Source organism: Actinoplanes lobatus (genome assembly GCF_014205215.1).
Classification (GTDB): domain Bacteria; phylum Actinomycetota; class Actinomycetes; order Mycobacteriales; family Micromonosporaceae; genus Actinoplanes; species Actinoplanes lobatus.
The window spans coordinates 7,006,940-7,021,215 of the sequence record NZ_JACHNC010000001.1 but is presented as its reverse complement, the minus strand read 5'-3'; the positions used below and the strand labels follow the sequence as shown (position 1 = coordinate 7,021,215).

Annotated in this window: 17 protein-coding genes; 15 read left to right on the top strand and 2 right to left on the bottom strand. The window is 66.3% G+C overall.

The genetic code is table 11. The annotated features are described in order from the left end of the window. The first annotated feature begins 80 nt into the window (after window positions 1-80). From BJ964_RS31960 to BJ964_RS31905, 12 genes are all read left to right on the top strand, one after another. On the top strand, window positions 81-518 hold the full coding sequence (locus tag BJ964_RS31960; RefSeq protein ID WP_188124149.1) for a hypothetical protein: 438 nt from the start codon (window positions 81-83) through the stop codon (window positions 516-518). A gap of 470 nt (window positions 519-988) precedes the next feature. After that, window positions 989-1,567 (top strand): nucleotidyltransferase domain-containing protein, encoded by a 579-nt coding sequence (locus BJ964_RS31955; protein ID WP_188124148.1) that lies wholly within the window; start codon window positions 989-991, stop codon window positions 1,565-1,567. 154 nt (window positions 1,568-1,721) lie between these two features. After that, complete coding sequence (locus BJ964_RS31950; protein ID WP_316254207.1) at window positions 1,722-2,165, top strand: YunG family protein; 444 nt, start codon at window positions 1,722-1,724, stop codon at window positions 2,163-2,165. Between the two features lie 51 nt (window positions 2,166-2,216). Continuing rightward, entirely contained in the window at window positions 2,217-2,627 is a 411-nt protein-coding gene (locus BJ964_RS31945; protein WP_188124147.1) for a hypothetical protein, read from the top strand. Between the two features lie 250 nt (window positions 2,628-2,877). Beyond that, window positions 2,878-4,041 (top strand): IS110 family RNA-guided transposase, encoded by a 1,164-nt coding sequence (locus tag BJ964_RS31940; protein WP_188124146.1) that lies wholly within the window; start codon window positions 2,878-2,880, stop codon window positions 4,039-4,041. Window positions 4,042-4,153: 112 nt separating this feature from the next. Then, window positions 4,154-4,366, top strand: coding sequence for a hypothetical protein (locus tag BJ964_RS31935; protein WP_188124145.1), 213 nt, complete (start codon window positions 4,154-4,156; stop codon window positions 4,364-4,366). A 194-nt stretch (window positions 4,367-4,560) separates the two neighbouring features. Then, window positions 4,561-5,532 (top strand): hypothetical protein, encoded by a 972-nt coding sequence (locus tag BJ964_RS31930; RefSeq protein WP_188124144.1) that lies wholly within the window; start codon window positions 4,561-4,563, stop codon window positions 5,530-5,532. A 208-nt stretch (window positions 5,533-5,740) separates the two neighbouring features. Next, on the top strand, window positions 5,741-6,613 hold the full coding sequence (locus tag BJ964_RS31925) for a TIGR03619 family F420-dependent LLM class oxidoreductase (protein ID WP_188124143.1): 873 nt from the start codon (window positions 5,741-5,743) through the stop codon (window positions 6,611-6,613). A gap of 235 nt (window positions 6,614-6,848) precedes the next feature. Beyond that, window positions 6,849-7,193 (top strand): hypothetical protein, encoded by a 345-nt coding sequence (locus tag BJ964_RS31920; RefSeq protein ID WP_188124142.1) that lies wholly within the window; start codon window positions 6,849-6,851, stop codon window positions 7,191-7,193. A gap of 411 nt (window positions 7,194-7,604) precedes the next feature. After that, complete coding sequence (locus tag BJ964_RS31915; protein WP_188124141.1) at window positions 7,605-8,402, top strand: hypothetical protein; 798 nt, start codon at window positions 7,605-7,607, stop codon at window positions 8,400-8,402. A 271-nt stretch (window positions 8,403-8,673) separates the two neighbouring features. Further along, window positions 8,674-9,837, top strand: coding sequence for an IS110 family RNA-guided transposase (locus BJ964_RS31910; protein WP_188124140.1), 1,164 nt, complete (start codon window positions 8,674-8,676; stop codon window positions 9,835-9,837). A 58-nt stretch (window positions 9,838-9,895) separates the two neighbouring features. Next, window positions 9,896-10,240, top strand: a complete 345-nt coding sequence (locus BJ964_RS31905; protein ID WP_188124139.1) for a hypothetical protein — start codon at window positions 9,896-9,898, stop codon at window positions 10,238-10,240. Between the two features lie 44 nt (window positions 10,241-10,284). Here BJ964_RS31905 and BJ964_RS31900 read toward each other — a convergent pair whose 3' ends face one another. Beyond that, window positions 10,285-10,839 (bottom strand): hypothetical protein, encoded by a 555-nt coding sequence (locus tag BJ964_RS31900; RefSeq protein WP_229807451.1) that lies wholly within the window; start codon window positions 10,837-10,839, stop codon window positions 10,285-10,287. 346 nt (window positions 10,840-11,185) lie between these two features. On the opposite strand from BJ964_RS31900, the gene BJ964_RS31895 reads away from it, so the two are divergent. The 3 genes from BJ964_RS31895 (at window position 11,186) to BJ964_RS31885 (ending at window position 13,479) form a co-directional block, all read left to right on the top strand. Beyond that, window positions 11,186-11,392 (top strand): hypothetical protein, encoded by a 207-nt coding sequence (locus tag BJ964_RS31895; RefSeq protein ID WP_188124138.1) that lies wholly within the window; start codon window positions 11,186-11,188, stop codon window positions 11,390-11,392. A gap of 172 nt (window positions 11,393-11,564) precedes the next feature. Further along, window positions 11,565-12,716, top strand: a complete 1,152-nt coding sequence (locus BJ964_RS31890; RefSeq protein ID WP_188124137.1) for a tetratricopeptide repeat protein — start codon at window positions 11,565-11,567, stop codon at window positions 12,714-12,716. Window positions 12,717-12,999: 283 nt separating this feature from the next. Continuing rightward, window positions 13,000-13,479, top strand: coding sequence for a GNAT family N-acetyltransferase (locus tag BJ964_RS31885; protein WP_188124136.1), 480 nt, complete (start codon window positions 13,000-13,002; stop codon window positions 13,477-13,479). A 165-nt stretch (window positions 13,480-13,644) separates the two neighbouring features. Here BJ964_RS31885 and BJ964_RS31880 read toward each other — a convergent pair whose 3' ends face one another. Further along, window positions 13,645-13,887 carry a hypothetical protein gene (locus BJ964_RS31880; protein ID WP_188124135.1) on the bottom strand — a complete coding sequence of 81 codons (243 nt, stop codon included), beginning with the start codon at window positions 13,885-13,887 and terminating at the stop codon, window positions 13,645-13,647. Between the last annotated feature and the right edge of the window lie 389 nt (window positions 13,888-14,276).

Below are 14,276 nucleotides of genomic sequence, written 5' to 3'. Positions count from 1 at the left end.
TTCTCACCGCGGCGGTGCACCTTCGTGAGGCTCTCCGTGAACGATCACCGCTGCCATCGCATCCGCCGCCATGAGGGGCCATGACCTTGCTGCACGCCATTAAGGTGCAGATCGTGGAGGATGTGTGGACCGTTTCCCGGAACGCCGACGGGTCGGTGCGGCTGACGTTGCGAATTGGCCCGCCGCGTCCTCTGGTGGCCGTCCTCACGGAGCCGGAGCTGGCGAGCGTCGCGAACGTGATGCCGACGGTGGCTGAGGCCGTTCGGCGCGACGAGTTCAGCAGGATCAAGCTCGCCACGATGTTCCGGACCGCAATCGGGCGGGACCCGTTCAGGCAAGCGGCCACCGTAGAGCGTCGAGCCGGTCATACCGTTTGGTGGGCCGATGTCGCGTACATCGTCGTCGGTCTGGGCTTTGCCGCCAGTCACAGCAATCTGTGGCTGAGGCTGGCGGGTTGGGCATTCGCGGCCATCGCTCTGGGTGACCTTGTCAGGAACGTCTGGCGCAGATTCCACTGAACTGGAGGTCTGCCGGACGGCTGCGCCGGATCTCCGGCTGGTACCGGCCTTTGCCGGCCCATGCGTCCCGGACGTCAACAGTGAGCTGCCGGGTGAGGTCAAACTGGGCAGTCGGTCGTTCCAGCTGTACCGGCCCCACTGCACCATGAAGCCGTCCGCGTCGTTCTCCACCGGTTCCGGACCGTCGACCGGCAGCGCCAGGAACTCGGTGAACGCCTGCCACGCCGCCGCGACGTTGTGCACGTGGTCAGGATCGATGTCATACCGGCGGAGCAGCCCGGCCAGCACCTGCGCCGCGTCACGCCACAGCAGTCCCCCGGCGGGCAACGGAACCGGACGCGATGCTCACCCGGATCGTCAACGCAGTGATCAGAGCCAGGCGGAGCACGTCGGGAGCAGGGTGGCGGCATGGGGTCGTCAAATCGGCAGCGCCCCGGCGTCACCTCGATCTTGCAGCGCACGATCAGCAGATGAGTTCATCCGATCATGACGGCTACGGCGCTTTCCACCAGCGTGCCAGGATCGCAGCCATGGACGAGAAGACTGAAGGACAGCTGCGTGTTATCCGCGATGTCGTCGCGGCCCTGCGGGCGGCCGATATCTCGGCGTGGCTGTTCGGAGGATGGGGGCTCGATGCGAGGATCGGCCGGATTACGCGTGAGCACGGCGACGTGGAATTCTGGGTCGAACGTGTTCATGCCGAGCGTTCGAAGACGCTTCTCGTAGAAGCTGGCGCCATGGTTCTGCCGACTCAACCGCCCGAGGAGGCCTGCGAGTACACGTGGGATGACGTTTCGTTCAGCACCGCCTACTTTGATCGGCAGTCGGACGGATCGTTCAGCCAGCCCCTTGGGAGGTTCTCCGACTGGCTGTTCCCGCCAGGATCGTTCGGCGAGGAACTCGTGTCGCTCGACGGCACGCCAGTCCTTGCTATGAGTGTCCCCGGCATGCTCGCCATGAAGGAGCAGTTCCCCAGCCTGCGCAACGGCCGGCCATGGCGGCAGAAGGACATCACCGACATGGAAATACTCCGAGGGTTGGCCACATGACCGCGAGCCGAAACTGCCACACCGGCCGTCACGCTTCGTAGCAACCGGATCGCGGCAGATGAGCGCTCCCGCCGGTGGCGCCGTTCGGCCGGTCAGGACCCGAGGCGCGTTCTTTCCTTGACTCTCAACCCGGTCGAGGGCTGACCCTTCCTGGGTGACGTCTGGAGAGCGCGACCAACGAACAGCCCCTCTCACGATTGACCTGGAGGTGCTGCGGCCGGTACTGCGGGCCGGCTGGGGAGCGGATACCTGTGACCCGCACGATGTGCAGGACTGGCACGCCGGCAACGCAGCCCGTGGTCAATGCGGGGTGACCGCCTTGATCATTCAGGACCTGCTCGGCGGAGAGCTGATTCTCGGCGAGGTCTTCGCAGGAGACGCCAAGGTCGGCTACCACTACTGGAATCGGTTAGCCGACGGCCGCGAGGTCGACCTGACGGCTGACCAGTTCCACCCACAGGAAGTCGTCGTCGGTGGTCAGGTACAGCAACGCCCGCCGGGCCCACCCCGGCGATGCCGCCAGCAGTACGAGATCCTGCGGGACCGCGTCTTCGCAGCCCTCTACGGCGGCGATCCCACGCGATCCGTTCAACGGTGACAGCCGAGCGCACGAACGGCGGCAGATGAGGGCGGCAGCCTACCCAGCAGTATGGTCGACATCGTGCATGCCGCTTCTCGCCTCTCGGGTCTACCTGAGCTGTCGGAGGTACGAAAAGTATGGTTCAGCGATTGGTACGACGGCCCCATCACGGGCGTTGCCCTGTATGACGGTCGCGAGTGTTGGTTCGTCATGGTCACCAACGACGACGGCGAGCACTGGGATTTCGAACCTCGCGTCTACGTTCTGCACCGCCTGACTGGCGAGCAGTTGGCGCGAGCGTGGGAGATGCATCGCAGCTTCGCGGAAGCCGGTATTCCTGGGTGCCTGCACTCGCCGCCGTGCGCCGTTGCCGACGCCACGGGCGGCGAGATGGTGAAGGCTCTACGCGATCGTTGGCCGCCTGAGCACGAGGACGATTACATGAACGCTCCAGTGGTCGGGTGGTTCCGGGACGCATAGCGCCTCGCTGCGATGCACAACTCGCGGCTACTTGTTTCATTGAAGTACGACCACAGCCCGGCCAGGCTTGGTCGAGGTGACCGGTGGGATCGCTCGCTCGCGGCTGTCCACCGCAAGTTTGGGTGTGACTCACACATGGCATGCGCCTGCCGGTCACCGCGGCGCGGAGTGGCTCAAGAGGGGTATGCCCAGCTCAAAGTAGCGCTGCCCTCCCGCCGACCCAGCGTCGGATCGAGGGAGAGGCAAGCACATGGGCCAAGTCGTCATCGGCGTAGACCCGCACAAGCGTTCCGCGACCATCGAGGTCATCGACCATCGTGAGCGTGTGCTCGGCAAGGGCCGCTTCGGCACCGACAGCGACGGCTACCAGGCCATGCTCACCGCCGGCCGTGAGCACACCGACCGGATCTGGGCGGTCGAGGGCTGCAACGGCATCGGCCGGCACGTCGCCCAGCGCCTGGTCGCCGACGGTGAGACCGTCCTCGACGTGCCCGCGAAGCTGTCCGCCCGGGCCCGGGTCTTCTCCACCGGCCAAGGCCGCAAGACCGACCCCGTCGACGCCCACAGCGTCGCCGTCGTCGCCCTGCGCACCCCTGACCTGCGGCAGGTCACCGCCGATGACACCACCGTGGCGTTGCGGCTGCTCGTCGACCGCCGCGACCAGCTCGGCCACGCCCGCACCGAGATCATCTCCCGGCTGCACCACCTACTGCTCGAACTCATCCCCGGCGGAGCCAAGAAGTTCCTGTCCGCCCAGCAGGCCCGAGCGCTGCTCAACACCGTCCGGCCCCGCGACGTCGTCGGCAAAACTCGCCGCTGGCTGGCCTCCGAACTGATCCACGAACTCGTCACCATCGACAAGAAGATCAAAGTCGCGAACACCGAGCTCAACGACCTGGTCGCGTCGACCGGCAGCCGACTGCAACAGCTGCACGGCATCGGCCCGTCCGGCGCCGCCCGCCTGATCGGCGACATCGCCGACATCAGCCGATTCGCCAGCCGCGGCCACTTCGCCTCCTGGAACGGCACCGCACCCATCGACGCCTCCTCCGGCGACCAGAACCGGCACCGGCTGTCGCGAGCCGGGAACCGGCGCATCAACCGGGTCCTGCACATCATGGCCGTCGTCCAGCTCCGCAACGACACCGAAGGACGCCGCCACTACCGGCGCAAACTCGCCGAAGGCAAGACCACCATGGAAGCCATGCGCGCCCTGAAACGACGGCTCTCCGACGTCGCCTACCGGCAAATGGTCGCCGACGCCAAGCGGCTAAGGACGGGCCCGGGAGGACACGTGGGGGCGACTCTGCAATCCAGCGCGGACGACCCGAACCCCAAGGTCGACACTTCGGAGAAGTCACTTCCCGGACCCGTTGAAGACCAGCTTAGAGCACCGCTTCTCACCGCCTCTTGACACAGAGGGGTGCCATGTGAGTGCTCAGCAGTCCTTGGCCGAGTCGCCGAACGGCCGCCCACCGACGAACAGGCAGACAGCACCGATCACGCTGAGATGGAAGCATGACGGCATGACTCCAGAGCAGCACGCCGTACGCGCAGAGGAACTGGTCGCCGAGGCCGAGCAGTTGTACGGCGATCTCCGCCTTGACGTCGAAGCCGATGGGAATGTCGATCAGATGATCTGGGGGTTTCTGGACACCACTGTCAGGCTTGGCCAGCTCCACGCCACTCTCGCACTCCGGCATCCGATAGCTGAGCATCAGGAGACCCGTCAACAGTAACTTGAGGCGTCGGGGACATTGAATCTCACTGGAATAGGTTCTCTGCTGCCTGCGGATGATGCACACGGACGGCGGCAGATGAGTGCGGGCGAGCCTGTAGGCCCTGGGCGCCCGCGACATGGCCCCGGGAGGCCCGGACGAATCGATTAGAGTCCTCCGATCACCATCGGACAGATCGATCACGGGGAAGCTCGATGAAAGACACCACGGCCGCCGTTATCCGCCCGCCGGGCTCATGGGAGTTCGGCACTCACGCACTGATCCTGGCTGTCGGGGCGGCGGGATGCTTCGACGTGTTCCTGTTCGCTGGCGAACTGGCCCTGCGCCATCATCTGTCGACAGGCGACCCGGCGGTGTCGCCGAACGTGCTCTGGATCATCGACCATCCGACGGACGTCTGGCTCCTGCACTTCGTACTGCTCGGCGCGTACATCGGCGGCTTCTACCTGTGGCGGAACCGCACGCGGGAGATGCTCGGCAACTTCGTCCCGGCTGATGCCGACGCCGCGGTCTGGCACTGGTCGGTGCCGGTGTGGTCGCTTCTCGTAGGCATCCCCGCCGTGATCCGACGGCACGACCCCGCATCGGGGTCCGACGTCGTCTCCGCCCTCGGAATGGACGCGCTGCTGGACGCCGTCCGGATCGCCGGGATCACCGTGCTGTTGATCGGTGTGGTGGCCATCCGCGATCAGGCCCGCCAAGCGATCGTCGACTGGAACACGCCCCGCACCACCGCGGAACCGGCCCTGGTCCCCGCCGAATTCACCGAGGGGGTCGCGGACGACGGCTGGTGGTGGCAGGTCAACGACACCGTCCAGGAGCAGGACCTCGTCCTGCTGGCGAGCACAGGGGAACGGGAGCACCGGTGGCTGCTGATTCCCCGGGGCGGCGATCCTGCGAAGGCCCGCGACACCATTCCGCCAGGGGCAACGATCACCGCGTTCCCCGAGCCGCCCACCGGCGGCGTCACGGACGGGTGGGAGCCGCCGGCGGCCGAGGAGTACCACGGGCTGCTCAATGAGCCCACCGACGGTACGCTGCGGTACCGGCGAGTCGGAGCGGGCGAGGTGCCAGCGTTCCTGGAGGCGGCCCGGGCGGCACTGAGCTGGGGTCTCTACCCGGTCGACGCCCCGGACGCCGTGGTAGCCGTCGTGCCCGGCGGCTAAGCCCGCAGGGCAGCCCGGAACGACCAAGTCGCCTTATCGGCGGCAAATCAGTGCCTGTAATGAGGGTCTTTGGAAGCAAAATTGAGGAGACAGGCCAGGGAGGCGGGCCGATTTCGTTGACCGCCTTGGCGATGGTCGTTGCCTTGACGCCGACGGCAAACTTTAACGTCCCTAGCGCCCTGTACCTGCCGGACGATGGAGCTCGGTCATGAAGTTCGCCATCAGTTACAGCACTGCTTCGCTCGGCGTGGATCCTGAGCATATGGTCGCCTATGCGCGTCACGCGGAAGCATGCGGCTTCGAGGCACTGTACATGCCCGAGCACGTGGTGCTTTATCGCGGCGCGGTGCTCGGCTCGATGGAATTGCCGCCGGACCTGCCGTTGGTCGACCCGCTCGACGCGCTGAGTTTCGTCGCGGCCGCTACCAGCCGCATTCTGCTTGGTACCGGTGTGCTGTTGCTGCCGTACCAGCACCCGGTCGTGCTGGCGAAGCGCCTCGCCACTATCGACGTGCTCTCCAGAGGACGGATGCGGTTGTTGACCGTAGGGTTGGGCAGCCTGCCCGGCGAGGCGCGGGCGGTGGGTGTCGACTTCCGCTCCCGGGGTCGGCGCGCCGACGAGGCGATCGACGTGCTGCGCCTGCTGTGGTCCGGTGGTGCGGAGGGCGTCAGTTTTCACGGCGAGTTCTTCGATTTCGACGACTTGTGCAGCTTCCCGAAGCCGTACGGCATGACCACTCTGCCGATTCACGTCGGCGGGTCGAGCCGGGCCGCCGCCCGCCGTGCGGGGCAGCGGGGTGACGGCTATTTTCCGGGCGGGATGCTAAGCCCGCAGGAGCGAGCTACCCAGCTCGATATGGCCCGATCCGAAGCTGAGGCTGCCGGGCGCGACCCGGGCGCGCTGGAATATACGAGGTGGGCTTCGATCTCGATGACACGGGAACGGGCTGAGGCGTTAGCCGCAGAAGGCGTGACCCGAGTGGTGGTCAATGTGACCTCTACAGACCGCGCCGAACAGCAGGACGAGATGTCGGCGCTGGCCGAACGCTTCGATTTGCCCTGCGACGACAGACAACGCTGAACTGGGCACGCGCATCGCCAGCGACGCAGCCCGCCCAAGCGCCATCCCAGAAGACCATTGCCATCGATTCTCGTCGACCCGGAGCGCATAGCAGGCTGCTAACCGACTCAGCAGATACGCCGCACTAAACTCGGCAGGACGAGAAGCCGGGCGGCGAGAGTGCCGGTCACCGGCCGTGACGGCGGGCCGGCCTGGGCTGCGTCAGCCCTCGGGGGCGAAGCAATAGGCTGATCTCGTGGAACAGCCTGGCCCCATATTCGTCGCTGCCTTCGTGCGCAGTGTCGCCGTGCTTGCCCTGGAGGCCGATGCGCAGGTCGCTTGGCTCGGAGTGAAGGGCCTCCCGCTGGTGGACGAGCTGGCGCTGGAGTTTGACGACGGTTTCCGGCTGGTACCGACCTTCATCGAGCGCGGCTGGTTGAACGACACGGCGCTGCCGGTGTTGGCCGAGATCGACGAACACCTCAGCTCGATGAGCGGAGAGCACAACGCTGGTCTGTGGCATGTCGAGGCCTTGACCAGGCGAACGGAATGGGATCAGGTCAGGGCATTGGCAAGGACAGCACTGACCCTCCTGGCCTGACCGGCGCACTACATTCGGCGCGGGCGCGCGGTTGATGGACGGCTACGTTCCGGAGGCCATGAAGGCGGCGCTACCGGGGCAGATCGCGTTGTTTTAAACTCAGCACCGATCTGATCGCAGATCAGTGCTTTCACCGGACGCGAGTCGTGGCGGCACGGTAGTTCGACCGATTTTCCTCTGAACCCAGGGCTTTAAGATCCACTGCTATGGCTCGCACCACACCCCCCGCGCCCCCTCGACATCACCGAGCTTTTCCCTGAACTGCGGAAACACTCGACCACCGCCACCCGCCTGCACCCGCAGCCTGGTAAGCCGACCGTCACGGACAGCTCGGTCGGCGGCCCGTTGCTGTGGCCGGCAGACGAGGTGTAGCCCGTCTGCGACGACGGCGGGGCACACGAGCCGTACAACTTGACTACCCCGGCCGCCGAGCGCCGCCGGCGCGAGATCCTCGCGACCGCGAACGCCAGGGCGCCGTTGCCGGACGGCGAGTTCCTGACCGCCGAGGAACGGGCCGAACTCGACGCGGTCGATGCCCTGGACCTCGACGAACTGATCGAGAATCCGATCCCGCTGGCCCCGATCGCGCAGCTGTACCGCCATGACATCCCGGACTACGCCGGCCCGGACGGCACCGACCTGCTCCAGGTGCTGTGGTGCCCGGTTGACCACTCGGATCGGCACTACAGCCCTCGCGTCTTCCTCTACTGGCGCGAAAGCTCCGCCATCGGCCCGCTACTCGCCATGCCGCCCGAGCCGCCGGTGATCAGCGACATTTACCTGCCCGTTCCGTGCGTGGTGCACCCCGAACAGGTACGCGAGTATCAGTACGCCGATCTGCTGCCAGACGACCTGCGTGAGCGGCTTGATGCATGGGACCCGGACGACGAAGCCGAGGATGAGGACGATAGCCCTGACTATCACAGCGACCTGTCACTCGCACCGGGCTGGAAGGTCGGCGGGTACGCGAACTGGTCACTGACCGACCCGCACCCCATGAATTGTGCTGTTTGCGGCTCCGGGATGATTTTGACCTCCACAGCGGCCTCGGCTGATTGGAACGGCATGAATTGCAGCTGGCGCCCACAGGAAGAGGACTCGAGCGCGTCTCCGGACACCGTCGGCGTGCAAATCGGGCGTGGCTACTCGCTGTATACCTTCCGCTGCCCAGAATCCTTCGATCATCCCCCGGCCACCGCTATGCAATAGCCTTGGCTCCCGCCAGAGCTTGCAGACCGCGAACGCACTCAACTCGGCTACTTATCTACTGGTGGCACGACCGCTGCCCGGCCAGGCATGGTCGAGGTGACCGGCGGAGACGCTCTCAATTCGGCTGTCCACCTGCATCTTGGGTGTGGCTCAGATTTGGCATGCGCCCTGCCGGTCACCGCGGCGCGGAGAGGCTCCAGAGGGGTTTGCCCAGCTCAAAGTAGCGCTGCCCTCCCGCCGACACCAGGTCGGAGCAGGGAGGACGAGACAGATGCCCAATGTCGTCATCGGAGTGGACCCGCACAAACGATCAGCCACCATCGAGGTCATCGACCCGCGCGAACGTGTCCTCGGCAAGGGCCGGTTCGGCACTGATCACGACGGCTACAAGGCGATGCTCGCCGCCGGCCGCAAACACGGCGAACGGATCTGGGCTGTCGAGGGCTGCAACGGCATCGGCCGGCATGTCGCCCAGCGCCTGGTCGCTGACGGTGAGACGGTCGTCGACGTGCCGACGAAGTTGTCGGCGCGAGCACGGGTGTTCGCTACCGGTCAGGGCCGTAAGACCGACCCGGTCGACGCTCACAGCGTCGCCGTGGCCGCGTTGCGCACGGCAGGTCTGCGGCAGGTGCAGGCCGATGACACCACGGTGGCGTTGCGACTGCTGGTCGACCGCCGTGACCAGCTCGGCCGGACCCGCACCGAAGTCGTGTCCCGGCTGCATCACCTGCTGCTCGAACTCATTCCAGGTGGGGCGAAGAAGTTCCTGTCCGCCCAGCAGGCCCGCGCCCTGCTCAATACCGTCCGGCCGCGAGACCTGGTCGGCAAGACCCGCCGCTGGCTGGCGTCCGAGTTGATCCACGAGCTCGTCACGATCGACAAGAAAATCAAGCTCGCCAACGCCGAACTCACCGACCTGGTCGCCTCCACCGGCAGCACCCTGCAGGAACTCACCGGGATCGGCCCGTCCGGTGCCGCCCGGCTGATCGGCGACATCGGTGACATCGCCCGGTTCGCCAGCCGCGGCCACTTCGCGTCCTGGAACGGCACCGCACCCATCGACGCGTCCTCCGGCGACCAGAACCGCCACCGTCTGTCGCGTGCCGGGAACCGGCGCATCAACCGGGCCCTGCACATCATGGCGGTGGTCCAGCTCCGTCGTGACACCGAAGGCCGCCGCTACTACCGGCGCAAACTCGCCGACGGCAAGACCCCGATGGAAGCGATGCGAGCGTTGAAACGTCGCCTGTCCGACATCGTCTACAAGCGGATGGTCGCCGACGCGAAACGGATCGAGACGGGCCCGGGAGGACATATGGGGGCGACTCTGCAATCCAGCGCGGCCGACCTCAACCCCATGATCGACACTTCGGAGAAGTCACTTCCCGGACCCGCCGAAACCCACCATAGAACAGACCTCGCAGCCGCCTCTTGACACAGAGGGGTGCCAATAGCGGATGTTGACCCCCAGTCGCTGATGAGATGATCACGGCATGGATGCCAGGCCGCTGACGCAGCGAGAGCGAGCTGTGCTTGAGGCACTGCTGGCGGTTGATTTCCCTGACGTGGAAACCTTGCGGCGCCAGGCGGCGGAAGTGGTCGTCGTCGACACGTGCGGCTGCGGGTGCCCGTCCATCGATTTCCAGCATGGTCGCGGGCTCGGGATGGAGATACGAGTCAATGCGGGCGTTCGAGGCTCCAATGGCGGCCTGTTCCTTTACACGATCGAGGACCAGCAACGCGGGGAACTGCTCGGCGGCATCGAGTGGGTCAGCGTCGAGGAGACGGATCCAGACGAACTTCCAATGCCCGACCTGCTCGACATCAGGCCTGCTTGATTCCTTGGCCCCACTCACCACCCGCTCCTCGGCACGAGCGTGCATCAACCAAGGTAGGCGGTTACGCGACGTGACTGCTCGGGGCGTCGAGCGGTCGCCTTCGACGGCGAATCCGCGCATCCGTCAATGCCGACGGCGCCTGGCGGGTAGCCGGAACTCAACCTGTGGTCAGGCTGGTGACCAGGGTACGTAGCCACGACTGGCGGAGTGCGGGGTCGCGGCCGAACGGCGCGGGCCACACCTTGCCGGCCGACCGGGCTGCGACCGTAGGCGACCAGTGCCGCTGCCTCGACGAGGGCCTGCCGGGTGCGCTCGTCCCGGCCGGGGCCTTCGGCCTCGGCGGTCCATCGGTCCGGGCGTAACGAACGGGTCAGCTTCACCTGGTGATCCCCGAAGTACGACCAGACTCCCGGGTCGAGCGACACGTTGACCACCGCAGAGGCGGGCAGCGTCCGGGTCCAGGCGGGATGCTGCTGCCACCGCTCGGTGTTCGGACTGGTCCTGCGGCGGATGGTGACCCCAACGAAGCACAGCTTGCACCGGATGACCGGCCACGGCTCACGTTCCTGCTCGATCCAGTCCCGGATCAGCGTGAACAACTCGGTGAACGTCTCGCCCTCGTAAACGACATCGACCAGGACCGCCGGGCGGTCCCGGCGCGTACGGCGTCAATCCGACCGTCTCCAGGAACCGGCGGCCCTGCGCGACCTCAGCGGGTGTCAACGGACGACGACGCCAGCGCCGGCCGGATCCGATCCCCGGCTGATCCGGCGTGATCAGATCCCACCGAAACGGCATACTTTCCGGCACCGACGTCACCCCGTCATGATGGCAGCCTGATCCGGGCAGCCCACGCTCGGTCGGCAACCGAAACCGAACCATACCGACCATGACAACTACGCCGGCCACCACGCACGACCGGCGGCGTGAGAGTAACTTCGTCGCGTGCCGGACGACATCACGCTGCAGCTTGACCGAGCGACCGCCGAGGATTTGTATGCAACGTTGTATGAAGTCGGAGAACATATCGCGGCTGGTGCCACCATCAGCCCGCCACGCGTAGAAGAGGCCGAACGCCTCGGAAACCTTCTTCGGGATCTTGGCCACGGCCTCGGGCGCACTTGCTCGCCGTACTGCGACCACCTCGCTTGATCAGACACTGCGCGATATGCGGCTGACAGTTCGAGGCCCGCCCACGAGGGCGAGCATCGACATCGCAGTGTGGCGTTGAAGTCGTCCTCGCCACGCTCGCCGCTCTTCGGAGGGGAGACACCACCCCTACCCTCGTGGGGCATCTGGCGGCCTCGCACAATGTCCGCGTGGCTTGGCAGGAGTACGACCTCGGGATGATGGCGATCCAGCGGCGGGATCCGGTGGCTGCGCGCGCACACCTGGAGCGGGCCGGCGACGACGGCGGGCGCTGCTGGCACTCGGGCAACTCGCCGACGATGCAAGCAAGCCGGGGTTCTACGAGCGGGCGGCCGCACTGGGCAACGGCGAGGCTGCCTACAACCTGGGCGCCTGGCATGCCGGTCACGACGACTACCCGGCCGCGCTGCGCTGGTACGAGCGGGCCGTCGAACTCGGTGACAATGATGCCCGGCGGATGATCGGAATCATGTACGCGACCGGGCAGGGTGTGCCCGTCAACAATGATGTGGCCGAGGCGCAGTGGCGGGCCGCGGCTGCCGGCGGCGACACCCGCGCCTTTCACGATCTCGGGACGCTGTTCGCCTATCACAAGATGGACCTGGCCGAGGCAGCCCACTGGTATGCCGAGGCAGCCCGCGAGGGTTTCGAGCCGGCGGAGCGGGAGCTGGCGTTGCTGGCGCCGCGGTTGTCCGAGAACGTGACGCGGGAACGCACGATGCGCGGCGTCATTCTGGCGTTCTTCCTCGGCGCACCGGCCGAGGGTGCGCGGCTGCTGGCAGCGTCCGCGGCGCAACACGATCCGATCGCCCAGCGGTCGTACGGCTTCCTGCTGGCCCACGGCACCGGCGTCAAGGAGGATCAGATGCGGGCCGCCGCTCTGTACCGCGCGGCTGCCGAGGCCGGCGACGCGTGGGCTGCCTTGAACCTGGCATCGGTCCTCGGCGACCACCCGGACGCCGTGGGATGGCTGCGAGTCGCTGCGGAGAAGGGAATCAGCGCAGCTTATCCCGTGCTGGGCGACCGGCTCAGCGCGCTGGACCAGGACGAAGAGGCCCTGAACTGGTATGTTCGCGCGGCGCACGGTGGCCACCAGGGCGCCATGCGAGCCGCCGCCGACTGGCACCGCGACGGCTTCGGCGGGCCCGTCGACCTGATACAGGCGCTGCGCTGGTACTTGAAGCTGCTGGAGGTCGGCAACGCCGACGGCGTGCACGCCGCCCACGCGATCACACCACGGATGACCGTCGACGAAATTCACGAGGCCGGTCGGCTCTCCGGCCGCTACGTCGACGCCGAAGTCTTCTCCCAGCGGAAGGCCCGGTAGCGGGGACAGCAACCGAGAGTCCAGTCCCACCGATGAGTTCCGATCATGACCGACCAGTAGGTCCGGCGTGCAGCAGTCGCGGAATGCCAGCTGACCGACAGCAATGCGGTCATTGCCCGATACCCGCTCATCGGACGAGCGTGCATCTACCGAGGCAGGTTGACGGTAACCCGACGTGACCGGCTGGGGTCGTCAAGCGTTCGCTCTCGGCGGCAGATCCGCACACTGGCCATACCGGCAGTGCGGGCCGGGCGTCCCTTGCGGCAGACGGCAGGATGTAGGTATGTCCGTGAAGATCCGTAGGGCCAACCGAGGCGATGTCCAAGCGATCATTTCCGTCGGTCGGCGCACGTGGCCTGCGACGTATGAGTTCGCCGGTGCCGAGTACATTGCCGACGGCCTGGCGACCTGGTGGTCGGTCGAAGCGATCGAGCGGAGCCTGGAGACCACCACCGTGCTCGTGGCCGATAGCGGCAAAGCGGTCGTCGGTACCGGAAACATCGACCTCCGCCCTGAGATCCCGGTCATTTGGAAGCTGTACGCCGTGCCTGAGGTACAAGGCACAGGGGTCGGCGCGGCGCTGATCACAGAGTTGATGGAGGTCGCCGGTGGCCTCCCGGTGCGGCTTGAGTACACCGACGGCAATGCACGGGCGGCCGGCTTTTACGCTAGACACGGATTCGTTGAGATTCGCCGCGAGGCGAACGATCAGCCAGGCTGGCCAGACGCAGTGTGGCTTGAGCGTCAGCCGTTCAAGCACTAACAGGCCGCACAGGACAACAGCGCCCAGCGCGTACTGACTCGGGAAGTGGACACCAATCAGGCCCGAACGACACCGACCGTAACCGGCGGGTGCCGAACGGACGCGCGATGATGGCGGCAGAAGCGGATGCCTTCCTTGGGCTGGCTGGCCCCAGATCGTACGGCGCTAGATCACTCGCTCAACAGGCAGTGAGACGCGCAGGTGCTCAATATGGATCGTGTCTCGCGGCAGTGGATTGAGCGCCACGACCTGCAAGGTCACGTCGTCGCTAGCGGCAAGTTCCAACGCTCCAGTCTCTAGAAGCTTCTGCCGGTGCCCATGATCGATGTTGACGTTGCAACGCCAGACTCCGTTGCCGTCCCGCCAGACGACAATCTCAACATCTTCGTTTTCGGGATCTCGAGACATGACCGGAAGTCTAGAAGCGGCGTCCGGACCACATCAGGACCAATTAGCGTCTCAGCCCACCGCCCGATCATCGGCATGACAATGCGCCCGGTCAGCGCCGCCGGGGGCTGGGCAAATCACTTGACGTGCTTCCCGGTCGATGGGCGAGTCTTCGGTGCCAACCCGCTCTCTTGACAGGTCGATGAGCAGGAGCACGAAGTTGACGTCTTTGCCAACAGCCATCTTTGCGCTGGCGGCTCTCCGTACCTGGGCGCCCTCAAGAGTCGGACGAAGGGGCCGCGTGCCCGCCGCTCGTTCACCCCGGGGCTGAGCCCTCGCCGTGGGCGAGGTGGGGCGTTCCTGCGACGGGCGGGTTTGGTTCGCTCGATCAGCGCGATTGCCGGTCGGCG